The organism is Acinetobacter lwoffii, assembly GCF_052078135.1.
In the GTDB taxonomy this organism is placed as follows: domain Bacteria; phylum Pseudomonadota; class Gammaproteobacteria; order Pseudomonadales; family Moraxellaceae; genus Acinetobacter; species Acinetobacter lwoffii_Z.
The window spans coordinates 94936-116920 of record NZ_JBQGUZ010000006.1; the positions used below are offsets into that span (position 1 = coordinate 94936).

Sequence of the window (21985 nt, forward strand, 5' to 3'; positions counted from 1 at the left end):
CTATTAAAAAAGCACCCGAGGGTGCTTTTTTATTATTCAATCGCTACGGTTTGTTGTGCTTTCAGTTCACCGAGTGCCTGAATCCGTCGTTCAATCAGCATTTCACCAATATCCGGACCCTGAATATCGGCAGGCAGGTCTTGTGCCTTGATGGCGCGTACGGTTTGCATGGCATCGAGGACATATTGTGCTTGTGGATAAGCACGATCTTCCAGACCTAGACGGCCACGTGAATCACATTCACACGCCTGGACGAAAGCTTCGACACGTTCAGGGCGACGTAACACATCCAGACGTTGCAATAATCGCCATAAGGTTCCCGGCTTAAGATTGAAGGCCTGATGGCATTTCAGATGCTCTTTGCACACCGCCAAAGCCAGCTGCTTGGTATACGTCGGCACTTTTAAACGGTCACAGAGTTCATTCACTGGCTTGATGCCACGCTCTTCATGCATGATATGTCGCGGTAATTCTTCAACCGGCGTTAAAGCTTTTCCTAAGTCATGCACTAAAACGGCAAAACGTACATCCAGACTATAATTTTGACGACACGCCTGCTGCAAGGACATCATCGTGTGAATGCCGCAGTCAATTTCCGGATGATATTCTGGGCGTTGTGGAATGCCATATAAGGCATCAATCTCAGGGAATAGCACCTTTAAAGCACCACATTGACGTAATACTTCAAAATACACATCAGCATGACGTTCGGATAATGCACGGGAAGTCTCTTTCCAGACGCGTTCTGGTGTCAATGCATTTAATTCACCGGTTTCAGTCAAGCGTTGCATTAATGCCAAGGTTTCATCGGCAATCACAAAGCCTGCACTGGTATAACGGGCAGCAAAACGGGCTATTCGCAGTACGCGCAATGGATCTTCGATAAAGGCATCGGAAACATGACGTAGAATCCGGTTTTCCAAGTCCTGTTGACCACCATAGGGATCATAAACCTGGCCGGCATCATCCATGGCCATGGCATTAATGGTCAAATCGCGACGAATCAGATCCTGCTCTAGCGTAACGCTGACATCGGTATGAAACTCAAAACCATGATAACCGGCGCCAGATTTACGTTCGGTACGCGCCAGTGCATATTCTTCTTTTGTTTGGGGATGTAGAAAAACAGGAAAATCTTTGCCTACGGGCTGATAGCCTAAGTCAAGCATTTGCGCGGGAGTTGCACCAACGACCACATAATCTTTTTCGTGATAGGGGTGTCCGAGCAAATGATCTCGAACTGCGCCCCCTACTAAATAAACTTGCATGAAAAAACCTCTATTCTTACAAGCATCATGCTACAGAATAGAGGTTTTCTCAAGTTAAGAAACGAGGCTGATGCGTCGTTATCTTGTCATTGGCTTAAAGTGCATCTTGTTCCGCTTGCTGGATTTCTGCAACAGTGAGTGCGGTCATGTTGATTACACGACGCGTAGTCGCAGTCGGCGTCAAAATGTGCACAGGTTTCGCAGCACCCAACAGAATTGGACCAATCGTTACGTTGTTGCCTGAAGTTGCCTTTAACAGGTTAAACGAGATATTGGCAGCATCCAGATTCGGCATGATCAGCAAGTTTGCAGAGCCTTTGAAACGTGAATTCGGGAATGCAAACTGACGAATGTTCTCATCCAGTGCAGCATCACCGTGCATTTCACCTTCAACTTCCAGCTCAGGCGCGATTTCAGACAGGATGTCATACACCTTACGCATTTTTTGCGCGCTGGCATCATGCTGGTCTGAACCAAAGCTTGAATGAGAAAGCAGGGCAATACGTGGTGTCATACCAAAACGGCGAACTTCTTCAGCAGCCAGAATGGTCATTTCAGCCAGCTGTTCAGCCGTTGGGTTGGTGTTGACATAGGTATCGGCAATGAACAGGTTACGGTCTTCAAGCATCAAGGCATTTAGGGTAAAGAAAGTGTTATGACCATCTTTCTTGCCAATGATGTTGCTGACGAAGTCCAGATGAATATCGTAGCTTGAATACGTACCACACAGCATACCGTCTGCCATGCCATGTTTCACCAGCATCGCTGCGATCAGGGTAGAGCGGCGACGTGCTTCACGCTGTGCATATTCAGGCGTTACACCCTTACGCTGCATGATGTTGTAGTAATCGTCTGCAAACATTTCATAGTTCGGGTTCTTTTCCTGATCAACAATCGTGATATTCACGCCATCTTCAAGACGTAGGCCCAATTTTTTAATGTTAGCTTCAATGACAGCTGGGCGACCCACCAGAATTGGAATTGCCAAACCATCATCTACTGCAATTTGAACTGCACGAAGTACACGCAGGTCTTCACCTTCCGCATAAGCAATACGTTTAGGATCAGATTTAGCCTGTTCAAAGATTGGTTTCATCATGAATGCAGAGTTGTAGACAAACTCAGACAAACGTTGACGATAATGCGAGAAATCTGTGATTGGACGTGTCGCAACACCCGAATCCATTGCTGCTTGTGCCACAGCAGGTGCAATTTCTAGGATCAAGCGTTGATCCAGTGGACCCGGAATCAGGTATTCACGGCCAAATGATGCCGATTTTTCACCATAGGTTGCCGCATCAGCTTCAACGTGTGCCATACGTGCAATCGCGTGGACACAGGCAATTTTCATTTCTTCGTTAATGGTGGTTGCACCAACGTCCAGCGCACCACGGAAGATGTACGGGAAGCACAGTGCGTTATTCACCTGGTTCGGATAGTCAGAACGGCCGGTTGCCATAATCACGTCATCACGGACTTCATGTGCATGTTCAGGCAGAATTTCTGGATCCGGATTCGCCAAGGCAAAGATGATCGGATCTTCAGCCATGACCTTGACCATTTCTTTGGTCAAAATACCTGCAGCAGAAAGACCGAGGAACATGTCTGCGCCTGCAATCACGTCACCAAGCTGAGTAGCTTCGATGTCTTGTACATAGGCTTTCTTAGATTCATCCAAGCCTTCGCGATGTGTAGTCAGCAGACCGCGTGAATCGGCAACGATGATATTCTCTTTTTTAGCACCCAGAGCACAAAGCAGATTCAAACAAGACAGTGCAGCAGCACCCGCGCCTGAAGCTACGATCTTGATGTCTTCAATTTTTTTGCCGTTGATTTGCAATGCGTTGAGGAGCGCTGAGCCGACAATAATCGAAGTACCGTGCTGATCATCATGGAATACTGGAATATTCATGCGTTCACGCAATTTCTGCTCGATATAGAAACACTCTGGCGCCTTGATATCTTCAAGGTTAATCCCGCCGAAAGTCGGTTCTAATGCAGCGACAATATCCACAATTTTGTCTGGATCATTTTCAGCAATTTCGATATCGAATACATCAACGCCAGCGAATTTTTTAAATAATACGCCTTTACCTTCCATCACCGGTTTAGAAGCCAAAGGACCAATATTACCCAGGCCAAGCACGGCAGTACCGTTGGTCACGACAGCAACCAGGTTGCCACGTGCCGTATACAATGCAGCAGTTGAAGGATCGCGTTCAATCTCAAGACATGGTGCAGCTACGCCAGGCGAGTAAGCAAGGGCCAAGTCACGTTGGTTGACCAATTGTTTGCTTGGTGTAACGCTGATTTTCCCCGGGGTAGGAAACTCGTGATAATAAAGGGCCTGTTGCTTTAAAGATTGTTCGTCCATCAGTCTCTCGATCGTTGTAAAGATTACCCGGTCAGCGGGCAAAGAATTTATTTATGTTCCTGAATATACCATTTGTTAGCCAGTTCGGACAGACAAAGACGGCCGTTTTTCCAACAAACTTATTGTGGTCGGGTATGGACTTAGACTTGAGATATATAAGTCTGATGTGTCTTGTCTCGCACTAAATAAGCGGTTGCATCCTGCTCAGGAAGCGGTTTGGAAAATAAGTAACCTTGGGCAATATCACAGTCTAAATCACGTAGATATTCTAGCTGCTCTTCAGTCTCGATCCCTTCTGCGACCACAGTCATGCCCATGGCTTTACCCATGGCCACCATGGCACTGACAATCGCTGCCTGTTTGTTTTCCCCAATCTTGCAAACAAAACTGCGATCAATTTTTAGAGTATCAATCGGAAAATCAGCAAGATAGGAGAGAGAGGAATAACCTGTACCAAAATCATCCAGAGCAATATGAATATGTCGCTGTTTAATCTCATTCAACAGATTTTTGACCGCTTCCGAATTTTCGATTAAAGAAGATTCAGTAATTTCCAGTTCCAGGCTGGCGCCAGAAATATGGTTATCTGCAATGGCTTGGTCCAAATCATCGAGCAATTGACCACGACGCAATTGCTGTGCCACGATATTGACTGATACACAAATATGATTAAAGCCCAGATCATTCCATTGGCGAATCTGTTTAGCGGCCTGCTGGATCACTAGGCGGCCAATGTCTGAAATCAGGCTGGTCTGTTCCGCTAAGGGGATAAACAGCCCTGGTGCAATAATGCCTTTTTCTGGATGGTTCCAGCGAATCAGCGCTTCAAAGCCATAAATGCTTTGATCGCTGAAATTGATTTTTGGCTGATAATACACCACCAGTTCATTATTCTGGATCGCTTTACGCAGATCCCGTTCCAGAAAAACCCCTTTGTTCTGTAATGAATGATTTTCACTGGAATAAAAGTGAATAGTATTGCCGCCAAGATTTTTGGCTTCGTTCAATGCCTGTTCGGCGCAATTATTTAAATAATCCAGCTGACGGCCATGATCAGGATAGAATGCCACGCCCATGGACAGGGTAATCACATGATCCTGACCGTAAATATTGAATGGTCTGCTAAAGGCCTGAGCGATGCGTTCACAATGGTGTTGAACTGAAGGGCGAATATGTGAGATTTCATAGAGAATCGCAAAATCATCACCATTTAGATGTGCCACAAATAGCGCTTCTGCATTGGTCATCCGCAGCCGCTGCGCCACCTGGCGTAAAAGTTCATCACCGCCGTTATTGGACAGGTATTCATTTAATGGCCGGAAACGGTCGATGTTAAGCCGAATCACAGCCATCTCTTTAATCGAGTCTTTTTGCGAAACTAGATATTGATGCAGCTGATAATTATAATAAAAGCGGTTCGGTAAGTCAGTCAGCGTGTCATAATTTTCCAGATAGGACAGGCGCTGTTCCTGTAATTTACGTTCAGTCAGATCTGATACGATACCAATATAATGAGTAATCCTGCCTTCATCATCAGTCACGGCATTAATATGCAGCCATAAGGTCGACTCTTTACCAGACAGAAATTTTGCATAAACCTCTCCATCATAAGAGCCAATCTTTTGAATCTGTTTGACAATATTGGCCTGAAAAGTACGTTGCTGGGATTTATTTTGCACTGCAATATCAAATAAGGATTTACCGATAATCTCGTCACGCTCAAAACCGCTCAAGTATTCGTAGTGAGGATTGACATCGATATAATCTAATTCAGGATTCAGAATGAAAATCCCTTCCGCAGCCTGTTCCAGTACACTGGCCACCAGCTTTAAACGTTCTTGAGACAGACGTTCCTGCTGGATATCACGACGGATGCCCACCATACGCAAGGGTTTTTTATTTTTAGGATCACGACTGATCACCCGGCCAATATCATGTACCCAACTCCAGCCACCTTCACTGAGCTTGATCCGGTAAGTGGCATCATAGCGTTCAATCTGGCCACGCAGATGCTGCTTCATATTGCGCTTAAAATAGGCCAGATCTTCAGGGTGAATCAGATACTGTAATTGCAGATGATGATCTTTGGAATCGCGCAGAATCTTTTCGTCTTTATGATTGGTTAAGGTGATGCTGCGCTCTTGAATATTCCAGTCCCATGGCCGAATACCGGCAATTTCATGTGCAAGTTTTAGATTCTGCTGCTGATTCTTCAGGTCATGATTGATCTGTTCAATATCATAGGTACGTTCCCGTACTTTTTGCTCCAGCAATTGGTTACTGAGCTGTAATTGCTGTTCAATATCTTTGGATTTATTGACTTCAGTTTTGAGTTGCTGGCACAGTTCATCAGTCCAATGCACTTGCTGTTCTGCATTTTTCACCAAAATATCATTTTCCGCATACAGACGTGAGGTGCGGCTGTGAATTCGATAACTACTTGTCGCGCACAGCAGAATCACTATGAGCGCAAAGTTTAAGGCCAGACCAAAAAAGGGATTGGAATGACCGACATGGTCAAGCTGCGACAGTAAAAAAGGGAATAAGGACGGCAAAAAGACCAGACAAAAATAGCTCAGTTTCTGGGTCAGGTAGGTCAGGCCAAATGCTTGGCTTACAATCAGCAACAAGGCAGACAAGGTCAGTGCTTCAATATCTTCAAATACAGGATTGGCCTGCGGCAAATAGTAATAAATTGTATAAATACCGGCCGCGATACAGCTTCCGACTGCAAGGCTCTGCATCTGTAACCAGCGGTGCGCGCTTTTCTGATTATATTGTTCGGGTTTGAAATACAGCGTATTCACCAGCCAGCACATGCTGACCAGAAGTTCTGTCAGAATAAACCAGGTATTAAAATACGTATTAGAAGGACTATATTGAATGTGATAAATACAAAAAATATAGAGGCAAATCACCATGATACTGAGCAAAAAATAGCGACTATGGCGAAGCGTATTCGCAATTTGAGCATCATGCAAATGCTGCTGAATATAGTCGTCCTGATTATCAACCATGTGATTCAATGCCTGTATTCATCCTAAACGGTTTTCGTCCTTGTACATTGTTATTATAGAAACTCCAAGAAGTGTGTGAAATCAATTAATAAATGTTTATTATTCTTTAGTCGAGATTAGATGCCTTAAAAATAAAAATCAACAAAATTAAAGGCAAATTTTTACTCATCCGATGAATTAAAGCACATAATTTAAAATTGACAGAGCAACAACAGGAGCGGTTTCGGTACGCAGGACACGCTCGCCGATACACCAGTTGAGAAAACCTTTTTGATTTGCGGTACTAATTTCCGCCTCACTCAGGCCACCCTCAGGGCCGATCAATAGGACAAGATCCAAGGTCGCCTCTGCCAGTACATCTGTTTCATCTTTATTGGGTGCCAAAACCAGTTTGGTGTTGGGTAGTTCAGTATCCAGCCATTTTTCAAGTGAGATTGGCGCTAAAATTTTAGGAACAATATTCAGACCACATTGTTCACAAGCCGCAATAGCAATGCCTTGCCAGTGATCTAGTTTTTTCTGGTCGCGATCATACTTTAAACGCATTTCACAACGATCCGAAGTCAGCAGCTGAATTTCGGAAACGCCCAGTTCGACTGCTTTCTGAATCGCATAATCCATACGGTCGCCTTTACTCATCACCTGACCGAGCAAGGCTTGGAACTTGGGTGTGCGATTGGCAGGATTAAATGCATTGACTGAGACGGTGGCTGATTTTTTAGCAACTTCGGTTAAAGTCACGTCATATTCGCCACCCTGTCCATTGAACAGGGTCGCGCTTTCACCGACTTGCGCGCGTAAAACCTTTACCCAATGATGAAATACAGTTTCCGTAAGCTCAAGGCTGACATCAACAGTTAAATCAGCATCTATATAAAAACGTGGCATTGATCGTTCTACTCAAAAAATCGGTGAAATAAAGGGCTTAAGCTAAACCAAGATCGGTCACCAGCTGACGGGTCGGGTCAGTAGTATTCATGGTGTAAAAATGCAAACTTGATGCACCACCTGCAAGCAGACGCTCACAGAATTTAACCACAACTTCATGGCCAAAGGCTTTAATGCTGGCAGTATCGTCACCATAGGTTGCCAGTTGCTTGCGAATCCAGCGTGGAATTTCAGCACCAGTACCATCAGCAAAACGAATCAGATTGCTGGCATTGGTAATTGGCATGATGCCAGGTGCAACTGGAATATCGATTCCTGCTTTCTGGATACGATCTACAAAGTAAAAGTAAGCATCTGGATTGAAGAAAAATTGGGTTAAGGCCGCATTGGCACCGGCATTGACTTTATCAACAAAGTGCTGAATGTCTTTGTCAAAGCTTTCTGCCTGAGGATGCATTTCCGGATAAGCTGCGACTTCAATTTTAAAATGATCGCCTGAATGTTCACGGATAAAGCGGACCAGATCCTGTGCATAAGGCAATTCACCTAAACCGACCTGACCAGAAGGCAAGTCACCACGCAGGGCAACAATACGGTTAATGCCTTGAGATTTGTACAGGTCTAGAAGTTCAGCAATACGCGCTTTGTCATCGCCAATACAAGACAGGTGAGGGGCAACAGGTGCACCTTTGCCATTAAAGTCATTGATAGTAGACAGGGTGCGTTCACGAGTGGAACCACCAGCACCATAGGTCACAGAGAAGAATTCTGGGTTTAACAGTTGCAGTTCTTGATGCACAACTTTGAGTTTTTCCGCACCTACATCAGTTTTGGTTGGGAAGAATTCAAATGAAATTGGAATCTGTTTAGACATGTTCAAATCCTTTTTATAAATACTTGTAATTTTGGATTGCCCTCATCCTAACCTTCTCCCAAAGGGAGAAGGGACTTCCATTACGATAGTTAAAGTCTTTAAAACTTACCCTCTAACTATTTTCACAATAGAAGTTTCCCTCTCCTTTTAGGAGAGGGCTAGGGAGAGGTAAAAACAAAAATTAGTATTTATAAGCATCCGACTTGAATGGACCTTCAACTTGAACGCCTAAGTAATCCGCTTGTTCTTGAGTCAATTGAGTCAAGACACCACCGAAACCAGCAACCATCGCAGCAGCAACTTCTTCATCTAATTTCTTAGGAAGAAGTTCTACACGAATTTGTGCAGCTTTTTCAGATTCTGGAAGATCAGCAAATTTCTCAGCGAATAAATGCATTTGACCCAATACCTGGTTGGCAAATGAACCATCCATAATACGTGATGGGTGACCAGTCGCATTACCAAGATTCACCAAACGGCCTTCAGAAAGAAGGATCAGGTAATCATTTTCATTTTCTGAACGATACACCTGGTGTACTTGAGGTTTAACTTCAACCCACTTGTAGCCACGTAGGTAAGCGGTATCAATTTCAGTATCAAAGTGACCGATGTTACAAACAACTGCGCCAGCTTTTAATGAATCAAGCATTGCAGCGTCACATACGTGGTAGTTACCTGTTGTAGTTACGATCAGGTCAGTGTTTTGAAGAAGGTCAACATTGATGTCTTCTTTCTTGCCTGTTTGTACGCCGTTTTTGTATGGAGATACAACTTCGTAACCGTCCATGCATGCTTGCATTGCGCAGATTGGATCAACTTCAGTTACGCGCACAATCATGCCTTCTTGACGAAGAGACTGAGCAGAACCTTTACCTACGTCACCATAACCGATTACAAGCGCACGACGGCCAGATAAAAGCATATCTGTACCACGTTTGATTGCATCATTTAGTGAATGGCGGCAACCGTATTTGTTGTCGTTTTTAGACTTGGTTACTGAATCGTTTACGTTGATTGCAGGAACTTTTAAAGTACCGTCACGAAGCATTTCGTACAGACGTTGAACACCTGTCGTTGTTTCTTCAGTTACACCGTGAATTTTTTCAATCACTTCTGGGTATTTTTCGTGAACAAGTAGCGTTAAATCACCGCCATCGTCAAGAATCATGTTGGCATCCCAAGGCGTGCCATTTACATTGATTTGTTGTTCAAGACACCACATGTATTCTTCTTCAGTTTCACCTTTCCAGGCAAACACAGGAATGCCTGCAGCAGCGATAGCAGCAGCAGCATGGTCTTGAGTTGAGAAGATGTTACATGAAGTCCAGCGAACTTCTGCGCCTAATTCAACCAGTGTTTCAATAAGAACAGCTGTTTGAATGGTCATGTGGATACAGCCGAGAATTTTCGCGCCTGCAAGTGGTTTTGCTGCCGAATAGCGTTTACGCAGACCCATTAGGGCTGGCATTTCAGCTTCAGCAAGTTTGATTTCTTTACGGCCGTAATCAGCAAGTGAAATATCAGCAACTTTGTAATCTGTAAATGAAGCAGTAACCGCGTTCATCAGGATCTCCTAGGAAAAAATAGATTGGATCGTTCTGTTCGCGGATGCCGTTGTTGATCAGAACGAATGTCTGACCGATGGTCGAGCCTAGCGATTTTACATTTAGTGCCTGTAAAACGTCGCAGCATCCCTCGACTAGCGCAGTATTGTACTTGTATTTAATTTTATATCCAAGTTATAAAACAGTTACAATTAATTAGTTGCTTAATAAATAGAAAAGGAAAAAGTATGGTCGAGAAAGTTAATGGGGCTTTAATAATTTTAGAAGAGCTCAGATTAGATTCTAAAATAGGCAAAAGTAAGCACTTCTCGGCGAGTGATAGACAGAAAAAATATCATAATCTAATTGGCATCCCTGCAATTTGTTTTAATATTTTTATTGGGACTGTGCTTATAGCATTTCTAACATCTGAATATAACAATACAATTCTTTCAATTGTAGCTGCATGTCTTTCTTTTCTTAGCGCCGTATTGGGAGCGGTACAGACATTTTTTAATTTCAGTAAAAATTCAGAAGGTCATCGATCAATAGGAAATAGATATTTAGAAGTTTCTAGAAATTGTAAAATGTTAATAATGAAACATGAAGATAAGCCTTTTACCTCAGAAGATTTATGGGGTGAAGTTATAAACTTACAGAAAGTATACCTTCTTATTAACCAAGAGGCCGAAGCTTTTCCGACATCAGAGAAAGATCTAAAAAAGGCTAGAAGTTCAGTAGAGATAACTCCTTTTAAAAAGGGCTATAATTTAAAAAATAGGCAACTATTGGTATAAATATGGGAGCAATAAGAAAAAAGCCCATCATCTGACGGGCTTTTCGTTTTATTTAGCTTCTTGCTCAGCAGCATCCGCTTTTTGGGTCCAGAACTCAGCTAGTTCTTCATCGCCATCTACACCTAAACCATTGGCATAAATAAAAGCAAGATCACGCATCGCTTGAACTTCGCCCCATTCCGCAGCCTGTTTGACTAAAGAAATCGATTTCTCTACATCTTTTTCAATCACATCACCACGACGGTAGAAACCGGCCAGCTCTAAAGTCGCAGCAGGGTGCTTCTCGATATTGGCCTTGCTTAACCAGTAATAGGCTAACTCAAAGTGAGCTTTGGATTCTTCCGGATCTTCTTCTGCTAATTCTTTGGCATAAACGGTATAACCTTCACCTAACCAGTACATTGCATCCACCAGCCCGCCGTTGGCAGCTTTCAATGCCCATTCTTCAGCCAGAATGATGTCATCATCATGCTCGCTTTGCATATACAGCTCAGCCAGTTCAAATTGCGCTTCAGCATTACCGGCTAAGGCAAGATTGGTCAGGACAGCAGAGGGAGAAACACGCTGGGTCATATCAACATCTCAAAAATATTGTGCGTAGACTAAAAGGTTTAAAGCAAAAAAGCCAATCCGAAGGCCAGCTTTTTAAAGAGATTGGTCAATTAAATGATTAGATCAAGCAAATAATCCCTGAGATCGAAGCGATGAACACACAGAACATTACGATCACTTTAATTTTACTTGCCAGATAGCTCAGACTTAAACCGACCACCAGTGCTGCAAAAGTTAGACTACCCAGCCAGTAACTGATCATATTGCTGGCAAATCCTGTTAACAGACACAGAATCAGGGCAATTATGAGCAATACCCAACCCAGAATAGTCGCAAGTTGTGTTTTTTTAGGGTTGAGTTCTGTGTCAAAAATCTGTTTTTGATGTTTGGACATCGACATTGCAAGTGCAAAGAAACCCAGTGAAGTTAAAGCCCAAATCAATAAGAAGAACATCATGCCTGATTCTCCTTGAGAGCAGCCTTGGCTTTTTTAGAGGGTAAGCCTTTATGGTTTTTCACTTTTTTAAATGAAAACCAGAACAAGATCGCAAGCACCCACATGGCCAGATCAAAAGAAGTAATGACCCATTGACCATGCATAATGGTGTTCCAGATCGCTTGACCACCCGTCATAAAGTTCACAATTGGCAGCAAGGCAAATGCAGCAGTGGCGAGCAGTAATAGTTCCAGCCAGGCCTGATGATGAGTGCGAATCATGGCATACAGTAAAGTCAGCAACCAGACAATAAAGAAGCTACGAATTTCCCAGTTCAGACGCATCTCCATGTCTGCCGGAATAAAACGGTTGGCATAGAAATAGGCAGCACAGGCAACAGGTAAACCAATAATGGCAGCGATATTGGTGACTTCCACAAGACGATAACCAAACGATTTATAGCCTTGTTTCTGTTGCTGTGGTGCACGTTTGACACACCATAGAATCAAGCCGGTGGCAATCATCAAGGTACCCACCACACCTGACATGAACAATAACCAGCGTAACGCCAGATCTACGCCACGTGCTTCATGTAGTGTGGTGAACATGTTATAGATACCATTTGCGACTGAAGGCGTTTTCAGGGTGGTTTGATCCGGCTCTAAATCACCGGTCACACCATTGAAAGCAAGGCTCGGATAAACATTACGATAAGCTACGCTGACTCCGTTTAAGGCACGAAGCTCAATTTCTGCTTTTACGGTATTTGGCTGGATGATGGTTATCGTGCCAACCGGGTTGTTTTTCCATTCTTTCTTTGCTGTTGCCAAGATCGGATTCAGATCGGTTGACGGTGCAGGAGGTGCAGCTTGCATTTCATCACGAGAGCGGCGACCTTCACTGCGTGCAGACATTTCACCGCGCTCGCCACGATTTTCTCTCTCAGCTTGCGGTCGACGTTCTTTGCTCTCACTATGGCTTTCACGGGATTCAGCCTGAATACTGTTGTCTTGAACCAAACTCTTACGTTGATCCTGAAGGAAAGCACCACGATTTTCATAAATCTGGTTTACGCCCCAGGGCATGAGGGTAAAAAGCAATAATAATAAGCCACTGAAGGTAATCATGATGTGAAAGGGCAGGGCAAATACCGCAGTAGCATTGTGTGCATCCAACCATGAACGCTGACCTTTGCCGGGACGGAAAGTAAAAAAATCCTTGAAAATTTTCTTATGGGTAATGACACCGCTGATGATTGCTACCAGCATGAGCAGGGTCGCAACGCCGACCATCCAGCGCGCCCAGATTCTTGGCAAACCATACAATTCAAAGTGGAAACGGTATAAGAATGAACCACCGCGTGTTTCACGCGCTTGCAAAACTTCGCCGGTGGCGCTGTCAATCGTCACGCGGGTACCGCCACGACGGGCACGCGGATCTTCGCCGGCACTACGAATAGTCAGGGTGGTAGTATTTTGGCGTGAGTTAGGAAGCTGGATTGCCCAGCTGCCAGCATCCGGATGGTGCTGTTGCAGATAAGCCAGTGCCACACGGGTTTGTTCGATTTGAGTCTTTGGTGGAACTGATTGATGAAATTCCGGTTTCATCCAGACGGTAATTTCGTTCTGGAAAAAGCTTAAGGTTCCGGTCAAGAAAATCGCATATAAAAGCCAGCCTAAAATCAGACTGGCCCAGGTATGCAACCACGACATCGACTGGCGTGGACCTTCGGGTTTTGCATCTACTCTCATCTCAATTTCCTAAAAGCTTATAGGCGATATAGAGTAAAACACCGGGAATCGCGATCCCGAGCGTCGCCTTGCGAGTCTTGTTGACCATAAATACCCAGATAAAGGCCGCAGTATTCAAGCTAAAACCAATCAGGGTGGCCGACATGGCTGCACTGCTTCCAGCATCCATAAATAACTGGGCAATCACGATCGCGGCCAGCGAAGCAAGGATATAACCGCCGATACCTGCCAGCATAAAGCGATATAAAATCATTCCCCGATAAGCCAGCAAATTTGCTTTAACTTTGTTTTTGCTCGATGGATAGGTTGCAGTCATTGTTTCAGTTGCTATCGCATGCATATTCGGATTATTCATCATCGAAAATTTTATCTTTAAACTTGCTAAGTGATATTGATGCGAATGATAACAATTATTGTTTATATTTTAAATATAGGTTGCTAAACTATTTATATGAAAAATAAAAAGAACTATTTTTAGGTTTAAAAAAGGAAGGCAATATGGGCAGCATTGAACAAAATAGATAAGCCTTAAAAATAAAAACAGCGGCTCGAAAGCCGCTGTTTAAAAATAATCGATCGAGGATTAGTCTTGCTGAATACCTGCAACCACCCAGTCCTGATTTGAGCCTACGGGTTTAGTGAAGTGCCAGATTTCCGCAAATGGCTGTGGCAAGCTGTTCAAGTCTTCGCTGACCGTACCGGTAAAGCGTACGCTGACAATATACTGACTATTATCAGTCGATGAATCGACGACCATCGCATTCAGATTTGAAAACTCGGCTACATCCTGATCCTGATTGTTCATGATGTCGTTATACATCGATTGATAAAGATCAGGGGTCAAATAACGTTGAATTTCAGTAATGTTGCTTGCTGTATTCATGGACTGAATATGGTTAAAACGCTGACGCGCTACACGCAAGAATGCTGCAGGTTCAGTACCATCCGGTAACTGGCTGCCACTTTGGGTATAAGCTGCACCAAAAGGCGCGTTATTTACCGGAGCAGAACCGAACGGAGCATTGTTGCTTGACGTTTGACCACCCACATTCTGACCAAAAATATTGGTACTGTCACCACCGCGAGGTGCAGTCGGTGCCTGACCAAAAGGTGCTGTATTGGCAGCACCGCTATTTGGCGCAAATGGATTAGACGCTACTTTTTTTTTTGCGCCCATCTTACGGAAAATGAAGAAGGCAACAGCAGCAGCAAGAAGGATCCAGATCCAGCCTGGAATACCACCTTTTTCCTCTTCGGCTTGAGCAGCCTGAGCTTCAGATGCTGCTACACTTTGATCATCCGCCAAGGCATTGGCAGCAACTGCACCAATCGCAGCACCGGCTACACCCGCGGCAACCATGCCGCCGACACCCGGACCGGATTTTTGCTGGGTTGCAGCACCGGCAACTGGCGCTTGTTGAGCAGGCGCAGCTTGACGAGGTTGTTGATAAGATTGAGTAGGTTGTGCAGAACGTTGCATGCCATGACTTTTACCGCCACCGGCACGTTTTGCTTCAGCTGCAAAAGGCGCAACCAATAAAACTGCTGTCAAGATACCTGTGATCAAACCGCGCTGTCGAACTTCCATTCATTTTTCCTATGAGAATAAAACCTGTTTGTACAGTCTATTTATATAGGCTTTGTGTGGAATTTCAATTAAAAATCTGTATTTTTTTGCTCTTTGTACGAAATGAGCCGGTTTACAGTTAATTGAGTTCATCACTCAGCGCCATTGCCTCGCTCAAGGCTTCATGTAAACGCGCAACTGCAATAATTTGCACGCCCTCGATGGATTTTTGCGGTGCATTGCCGCGAGGGACAATAATGTATTTAAAACCATGTTTAATCGCTTCTTTCAGCCGTTCCTGACCGTTCGGCACAGGGCGAATCTCTCCAGACAGTCCGACTTCCCCAAAAACCGCCAGCTGTTGCGGTAAGGCTTTGCCACGAATACTGGAAGCACAGGCCAGCAGTACAGCTAAATCTGACCCGGTTTCGGTAATTTTAAGGCCACCGACAATATTGACATACACATCCTGTCCTGATGTTTGTACGCCGCCATGCCGATGCATGACTGCAAGTAGCATGTTCAAACGGTTCTGATCCAGACCCAGTGCCACACGTCGTGGCTGACCATGCGCATCATCGACCAGTGCCTGAACCTCAACCAGTAGCGGGCGCGTACCTTCGCGGCTGATCATTACAATCGAACCGGGAATCGCTTCATCATAACGGCTTAAAAAGATGGCTGAAGGATTGGAAACTTCGCGCAGACCTTTATCGGTCATGCCGAACACACCGAGCTCATTGACTGCACCAAAACGGTTTTTGACCGCTCGAATCATCCGGTAACGTGAATCCGATTGGCCTTCAAAATACAGCACACAGTCGACCATATGTTCCAGTACGCGCGGACCTGCCAAGGCGCCTTCTTTGGTCACATGACCGACCAAGAATAAAGATGTACCGCTATTTTTGGCAAAACGGGTCAGCAGAGCCGCTGATTCACGAATCTGTGAGACACCACCCGGTGCAGATTGTAGGGTCTCGGTATACAGGGTTTGGATCGAGTCCAAAATGGCCACCGCAGGACGTTGCTGGGCCAGCACTTCACAAATACGTTCGACACAGGTTTCTGCCATGACTTTGAGCTGATCGGTCGGCAGATCCAGACGCTGGGCACGTAAAGCCACCTGAGACAAGGATTCCTCACCGGTCACATACAGGGCTGGATTTTTGGCAGATGCCATGTGCGTGGCTGTTTGTAGCAAGATGGTAGATTTACCAATCCCGGGATCACCGCCGATCAAGACCACCGAACCGGTCACCAGTCCGCCACCCAAAACCCGGTCAAATTCGCTGATACCCGTCGGCAGACGGGTTTCATGAGAGACTGAGACCTGATTTAAAGTCGTGATGCTGGACGCCTGACCTGCATATCCACCACCGATTTTTGGCTGAGCGCGATGTGTCACTGCGGGTGCAATGGTCACCTCAACCAGGCTATTCCATTCCCCGCATTCAGAACACTGCCCCGACCATTTTGGATGATCGGCACCACACTGTTCACAACGATACACACTTTTTGCTTTAGCCATATTTGAAGATGAAGCGATTGAAATTGAGTGACAGCATAGCGGTGAATGCCATCGAAAACCAAGTCTTTCACCTGAAAAATCATGGTTTTTACGACAAGGTTTGTCGCTTTTATTTATGCTGATTTGAATACTGTGCGGTAACGCCGTCTATAATGCCCGTCTTGTTATGCTGGAATGGAACAGATCTTGTCACAATTGCTGAAACATATTGATGCGATCGCACGTGAAAAAAACCGTGATGTGTTATTTGTGCATTTTGATCATTATGTACATCCAGATCGGGACGCAAACTCGGTTCGCCAAATGTTGATCGGCTGGCTAGAGCAACAGGGCATTGTCTATATGCCGTGTTTAGGTGTGGATCAAACCGTCCATAGTGAAATCTACCTGGGTGGTCTTTATCTGGATGTACCTTTTGATCTGCATCATAAAACCTATCAAAAATTGAGTGGGTATCTGGAAGATGAACAGGGCAATATGAAAATTAAAGGCATTCAGTTTTTTGTTTTATCTTTAGGACTAGCGTTGGAGCTTGAATCTGAGTGGGACAAGCTGGCTTGTAGTGGTTTACGTTGCTAAATTTTCATGATGAAGAATGGAAAAGATGAAGCATAAAAAGCCACGATTGACGTGGCTCTTTACTATTTAAGTTGAGTAGTTAAATAACTTATCAATTAATAAAGTTCACCAGATTTACGTCTTGCAATAAAGTCTTTCGATTCCTTGGCAATCACTCCGGATAAAAGCAATAGTGCAATTAAGTTTGGAACCGCCATGAGCCCATTAAAGGTATCGGCGAAGAGCCAAACCAGATCAAGGGTCGCCACACAGCCAATAAATACCGAAGCGATATAAATAATGCGATAGGGCAGCACAAACTTCTCACCGAGCAAATAAGTGGCACATTTCTCGCCATAGTAGCTCCAACCCAAGATGGTGGAATAAGCAAAGAAAATAATCCCGAGGGTCACAATCCAGCCGCCGATCCCAGGCAACAGTTTGTCAAACGCGCTGATGGTCAATACTGCACCGGTTTGATCTCCGAATGAATTACCGGCCATGATATAACCCATCACCAGAACAATACCGGTAATTGAACAGACAATAATCGTATCAATAAACGTACCGGTCATAGACACCAGACCTTGACGGGCCGGATGATCGGTTTTTGCCGCTGCGGCAGCAATCGGCGCAGAACCCATGCCGGCTTCGTTGGAGAATACACCACGTGCCACACCATAACGAATCGCTGCACCAATCGCACCGCCCACTGCAGCTTCACCAGTAAATGCATAGCTGAAGATCATTTTTAGTGCCGGCACGACCAGTTCCAGATTATTTAAAATAATAATCAGACCGCCAGCCACATAACCCACCGCCATAATCGGCACGATCACAGAAGAAGCTTTGGAAATCGATTTGATTCCGCCCAGAATCACCAGTGCTGAAAAGGCAGTGATAATGATCCCCGTCATCCAGGTTTCAATGCCCAGGCTGTTTTCAACTGCCAGTGCTACGGTATTCGACTGTACTGAACTGCCGATCCCAAAAGAAGCCAGTGTCCCGAACAAAGCGAAAATCAGTGCCAGCCATTTCCATTTCAGACCACGCTCGATGTAGTACATCGGACCACCGGACATTTCACCTTTCTCATTTTTGACTCGGTATTTGACTGCGAGAACACCTTCGCCATATTTGGTCGCCATACCAAACAGGGCAGTCATCCACATCCAGAACACGGCGCCCGGACCACCGAGAACACAGGCAGTGGCTACACCGGCAATATTACCGGTACCAATCGTGGCAGAGAGTGCGGTCATCAATGAAGCAAATTGGGAAATATCACCTGAATGCTCAGGGTGCTTGCCAAAGACCTGTTTAAAGGCTAAAGGCAACATGCGGAACTGCCAGAACAATAAACGAAAGGTAAGGAAGATCCCGGTACCGACAATCAGTACCAGCATATAAGGGCCCCAGACCCAGCCGCTTAAAGTTTCCATTAAACTTTGTAAATTTTGCATAAAATTCTTCTTATTGATCCATGTCTGTGTAGTTCGAGGTATTGATTAAAAAGCAATTGCTATGCCAGATGCATTCATCCTGAATGCATAAATTGGCTGAATAGTGTTCTATTTTTTACACAGTTTTAAAAATTTGACAAGAAATTACTGGAATATCGCAGGTCAAAAATAAAGCAGAAATGTAACTGTAGAGCGATATAAGAAAAATAAATTAACTTCTTCAATTAATCAGGAAATACAAATGATGCAAATTTTATTTTTGTATTCAGCATTTTTTACGTTAATTTGTCGCGAGTAAAACTCAAAGTTGTAATTAATAATGTCAGAAAAATATAACAATTCGTCGGCAGAGCACGGTGAATTAAAGCGGAGTTTGTCCAATCGGCACCTACAGTTAATTGCCATTGGGGGCGCCATCGGAACCGGCCTGTTTATGGGTTCGGGTAAAACCATCAGTCTCGCAGGTCCTTCGATTCTGGTGATCTATATGATCATCGGTTTTATGGTCTTTCTGGTGATGCGTGCATTGGGTGAGCTGTTACTCTCCAATTTACAATATAAATCATTTATTGATTTTGCCACGGATCTGATCGGGCCTTGGGCCGGATACTTTGTTGGCTGGACCTACTGGCTATGCTGGATCACCATCGGGATCGCAGATCTGTCAGCCATTATTTATTATCTGCAATTCTTCAATAATGGCTTGCCCTTTAGCCCTGAAGAAGGCGTCATGATCAGTGTTGCCGCGATTGTGTTTATCATGGGGTTGAATCTGGTCACGGTAAAACTGTTTGGTGAAATGGAGTTCTGGTTTGCCCTGGTCAAAATTATCGCCATTGTGGTGCTGATTGCTGTTGGTCTGTGGATGGTGTTTACTGGCTTTACCAATGATGCCGGTACGGTCGCATCCTTTAGTCATATCTGGGAGCATGGCGGTTTGTTCCCAACGGGTGCCATGGGCTTCCTGGCCGGTTTCCAGATTGCAATCTTTGCCTTTGTGGGGGTGGAACTGGTGGGTACTACCGCGGCTGAAACCAAAGATCCGGAAAAGAACCTACCAAAAGCGGTGAACTCTATTCCGATCCGTATCATTATTTTCTATGTATTGGCACTGCTAATTGTGATGTCAGTGACACCGTGGAACCAGATTGATCCGAATGTATCACCGTTTGTGAACCTGTTCAGTCAGGCTGGCATTGCAGCGGCTGCGATCATCATGAACCTGGTGGTATTGTCCTCGGTGATGTCATCGATGAACAGTGGCGTATTCTCAACCAGTCGTATGCTGTTTGGCCTGTCGCGTGAAGAGCAGGCACCGGTTGCCTTTGGTCGCTTGAACCGTCGCGCAGTGCCTGCAAATGCCCTGTATTTTTCTGCCGTGTGTTTGTTGCTGGGTGCAGCACTGCAGTATTTCGTTCCGGATACTGTTCGGGCCTTTACCTTGGCCACGACTTTATCCACGATTCTGTTTATTTGTGTCTGGATCATCATTATCTGGAGCTATATCGTGTATTACAAAACACGTCCAGAGCTGCATGCCAAATCGACCTTTAAGCTGCCAGGTGGTTTATTGACTTGTTGGGTCGTGATTATTTTCTTCCTGAGCATGATCGTGGTTTTGGCGCTGGAAGAGGATACTCGTCAGGCACTGATGATCAGTCCGATCTGGTTTATCCTGCTGATCATTGGCTATTTTGGTTTGTATAAACAGAAACATAAATAAACCTTATCAATAAAAACGTCAGCGATCTGCTGGCGTTTTTTTTTGTCTAAAGATACTCTCTAGCGTTTAACGCTTGGGTCATGCCGAATGATCGCGTTATACTTCATCGAAACTATTACATTAGGTGGTCAGATGCGCCAAGTCATTTGCTACATCAGTATCTTAGCGACAGGTCTTGTTCTTGCAGGTTGTGGACAGTCAGGTGCTTTGCACTTGCCGAATGATCCGAATTACGACAAGCGTGCCAAGTATCTGTTATACAAAAATACTGAAACTGAGCCTAAAGCGTCCGATGAAAAACGCGAGGCACCCGTGCAACAACAGTTTGCTGCACCTACAGATTCAGACGTTAAAACCACACCATAACGCTTTCACAGAAAGGATACCTTCATGAGTTTCACCCGCATTAATGGGGTATTGCACGCTGAGCAATGTTCATTACAACAGCTCGCGGAGCAATTCGGCACACCACTCTATGTTTATTCTAAAGCCACTTTGGAAAAGCATTTTTTAGATATGGACCGTGCTTTTGATTTTATCCACCATCAAATCTGTTTTGCGGTAAAGTCCAACTCTAATCTTGCGGTATTGAATGTATTGGCCAAACAGGGTGCCGGTTTTGATATTGTGACCGGTGGTGAATTGGCGCGTGTGCTGAAAGCCGGTGGTGATGCATCGAAAATCGTATTTTCGGGCTTGGGTAAATCTGAAGCGGATATCAAAAAAGCGTTGGAAGTCGGCATTGCCTGCTTTAACGTGGAATCTTATGCCGAGCTGGATCGTATCCAGAAGGTTGCGGCTGAATTAAATATCAAAGCGCCGATTTCATTACGTGTGAATCCTGATGTCGATGCCAAAACCCATCCTTATATTTCAACCGGCTTAAAAGAAAATAAATTCGGTATTCCGTCTGATAGCGTGTTTGAAACTTATCAATATGCAGCGTCATTGCCAAATCTGGATGTGGTTGGGATTGACTGCCATATCGGTTCACAGCTGACTGAAACCCAGCCATTTGTGGATGCACTGGATCGTGTCATTGTGATGATCGACCAGTTAAAAGAGCTGGGCATTCACCTCAAACACATCGATATCGGCGGTGGTCTGGGTGTGACGTATAAAGATGAAACCCCGCCGTCGGTTGAAGAATATGCCAATGCGCTACGTCCAGCTTTAGAAAAATTGGGCTTGAAAGTGTATATGGAACCGGGACGTAGTATTTCTGCCAATGCGGGTGTGCTGCTGACTAAAGTGGATCTGTTGAAGCCGACCAAGCACCGTAATTTCGCGATCATTGATGCAGCGATGAATGACCTGATTCGCCCTGCGTTATATGAAGCATGGATGGATATTCAGTCTGTGACACCGCGTAACGATGTCGAAGCAAAAGAATGGGATGTGGTGGGTGCCATCTGTGAAACTGGTGACTTCCTCGGTAAAGAGCGCGAGCTTGCGATCAAGGAAAATGATGTGCTGGCTGTACTTGGCGCTGGTGCATACGGTTTTGTGATGAGCTCAAATTACAACAGCCGTGGTCGTGCTGCTGAAGTAATGGTCGATGCTGATCAGGCACATTTGATTCGTGAACGTGAGACGATTGAATCACTTTGGGAACGTGAGCGTTTATTGCCTTAAGGATAAA

Annotated in this window: 18 protein-coding genes; 5 read left to right on the forward strand and 13 right to left on the reverse strand. The window is 44.8% G+C overall.

Annotated features, from left to right (window positions below; genetic code table 11):
• Nucleotides 1-32: 32 nt before the first annotated feature.
• The 6 genes from ACTL4S_RS05935 to ahcY all read right to left on the reverse strand — a co-directional run bounded on the left by ACTL4S_RS05935 (nucleotide 33) and on the right by ahcY (nucleotide 9985).
• The gene (locus ACTL4S_RS05935; protein ID WP_153567121.1) at nucleotides 33-1268 is read right to left on the reverse strand and encodes a multifunctional CCA addition/repair protein; all 1236 of its coding nucleotides are present in this window, start codon (nucleotides 1266-1268) and stop codon (nucleotides 33-35) included.
• Between the two features lie 94 nt (nucleotides 1269-1362).
• Nucleotides 1363-3642, reverse strand: a complete 2280-nt coding sequence (locus tag ACTL4S_RS05940; protein WP_004280528.1) for an NADP-dependent malic enzyme — start codon at nucleotides 3640-3642, stop codon at nucleotides 1363-1365.
• Between the two features lie 140 nt (nucleotides 3643-3782).
• Entirely contained in the window at nucleotides 3783-6659 is a 2877-nt protein-coding gene (locus tag ACTL4S_RS05945) for a putative bifunctional diguanylate cyclase/phosphodiesterase (RefSeq protein ID WP_348962379.1), read from the reverse strand.
• 177 nt (nucleotides 6660-6836) lie between these two features.
• A complete protein-coding gene (locus tag ACTL4S_RS05950) occupies nucleotides 6837-7547 on the reverse strand; it encodes a 16S rRNA (uracil(1498)-N(3))-methyltransferase (RefSeq protein ID WP_005106360.1) in 711 nt (236 codons plus the stop codon).
• Between the two features lie 37 nt (nucleotides 7548-7584).
• Nucleotides 7585-8421 (reverse strand): methylenetetrahydrofolate reductase [NAD(P)H], encoded by an 837-nt coding sequence (gene metF, locus ACTL4S_RS05955; protein WP_441298929.1) that lies wholly within the window; start codon nucleotides 8419-8421, stop codon nucleotides 7585-7587.
• Between the two features lie 181 nt (nucleotides 8422-8602).
• Entirely contained in the window at nucleotides 8603-9985 is a 1383-nt protein-coding gene (gene ahcY, locus ACTL4S_RS05960; protein WP_005103920.1) for an adenosylhomocysteinase, read from the reverse strand.
• A 228-nt stretch (nucleotides 9986-10213) separates the two neighbouring features.
• Here ahcY and ACTL4S_RS05965 point away from each other — a divergent pair, with 228 nt between their 5' ends.
• Nucleotides 10214-10762, forward strand: a complete 549-nt coding sequence (locus ACTL4S_RS05965) for an SLATT domain-containing protein (RefSeq protein ID WP_441298930.1) — start codon at nucleotides 10214-10216, stop codon at nucleotides 10760-10762.
• Nucleotides 10763-10810: 48 nt separating this feature from the next.
• Here ACTL4S_RS05965 and ACTL4S_RS05970 read toward each other — a convergent pair whose 3' ends face one another.
• The 6 genes from ACTL4S_RS05970 to radA all read right to left on the reverse strand — a co-directional run bounded on the left by ACTL4S_RS05970 (nucleotide 10811) and on the right by radA (nucleotide 16599).
• Nucleotides 10811-11335, reverse strand: coding sequence for a tetratricopeptide repeat protein (locus ACTL4S_RS05970; RefSeq protein WP_168386981.1), 525 nt, complete (start codon nucleotides 11333-11335; stop codon nucleotides 10811-10813).
• A 97-nt stretch (nucleotides 11336-11432) separates the two neighbouring features.
• Complete coding sequence (locus ACTL4S_RS05975; RefSeq protein ID WP_005103916.1) at nucleotides 11433-11771, reverse strand: DUF3325 domain-containing protein; 339 nt, start codon at nucleotides 11769-11771, stop codon at nucleotides 11433-11435.
• A complete protein-coding gene (locus tag ACTL4S_RS05980; RefSeq protein WP_441298931.1) occupies nucleotides 11768-13501 on the reverse strand; it encodes a PepSY-associated TM helix domain-containing protein in 1734 nt (577 codons plus the stop codon). Before ACTL4S_RS05980 ends, ACTL4S_RS05975 begins: the two co-directional genes overlap by 4 nt.
• Nucleotide 13502: 1 nt before the next feature.
• Nucleotides 13503-13859, reverse strand: coding sequence for a hypothetical protein (locus ACTL4S_RS05985; protein WP_441298932.1), 357 nt, complete (start codon nucleotides 13857-13859; stop codon nucleotides 13503-13505).
• A gap of 225 nt (nucleotides 13860-14084) precedes the next feature.
• Nucleotides 14085-15089: a Tim44 domain-containing protein gene (locus tag ACTL4S_RS05990; protein ID WP_441298933.1), complete on the reverse strand. Its 1005-nt coding sequence runs from the start codon at nucleotides 15087-15089 to the stop codon at nucleotides 14085-14087.
• A gap of 118 nt (nucleotides 15090-15207) precedes the next feature.
• A complete protein-coding gene (radA, locus tag ACTL4S_RS05995; protein ID WP_004731817.1) occupies nucleotides 15208-16599 on the reverse strand; it encodes a DNA repair protein RadA in 1392 nt (463 codons plus the stop codon).
• Between the two features lie 174 nt (nucleotides 16600-16773).
• On the opposite strand from radA, the gene ACTL4S_RS06000 reads away from it, so the two are divergent.
• Nucleotides 16774-17178, forward strand: coding sequence for a hypothetical protein (locus tag ACTL4S_RS06000; protein WP_004645721.1), 405 nt, complete (start codon nucleotides 16774-16776; stop codon nucleotides 17176-17178).
• A gap of 95 nt (nucleotides 17179-17273) precedes the next feature.
• Here the strand turns inward: ACTL4S_RS06000 and ACTL4S_RS06005 are convergent, their stop codons facing one another.
• Nucleotides 17274-18620 carry an alanine/glycine:cation symporter family protein gene (locus ACTL4S_RS06005; RefSeq protein WP_311203701.1) on the reverse strand — a complete coding sequence of 449 codons (1347 nt, stop codon included), beginning with the start codon at nucleotides 18618-18620 and terminating at the stop codon, nucleotides 17274-17276.
• 319 nt (nucleotides 18621-18939) lie between these two features.
• On the opposite strand from ACTL4S_RS06005, the gene ACTL4S_RS06010 reads away from it, so the two are divergent.
• From ACTL4S_RS06010 to lysA, 3 genes are all read left to right on the forward strand, one after another.
• A complete protein-coding gene (locus ACTL4S_RS06010; protein ID WP_311203700.1) occupies nucleotides 18940-20343 on the forward strand; it encodes an amino acid permease in 1404 nt (467 codons plus the stop codon).
• Nucleotides 20344-20475: 132 nt separating this feature from the next.
• On the forward strand, nucleotides 20476-20709 hold the full coding sequence (gene lptM / locus ACTL4S_RS06015; protein WP_005247664.1) for an LPS translocon maturation chaperone LptM: 234 nt from the start codon (nucleotides 20476-20478) through the stop codon (nucleotides 20707-20709).
• 24 nt (nucleotides 20710-20733) lie between these two features.
• Nucleotides 20734-21978 (forward strand): diaminopimelate decarboxylase, encoded by a 1245-nt coding sequence (lysA, locus tag ACTL4S_RS06020; RefSeq protein ID WP_441298934.1) that lies wholly within the window; start codon nucleotides 20734-20736, stop codon nucleotides 21976-21978.
• Nucleotides 21979-21985: the final 7 nt, after the last annotated feature.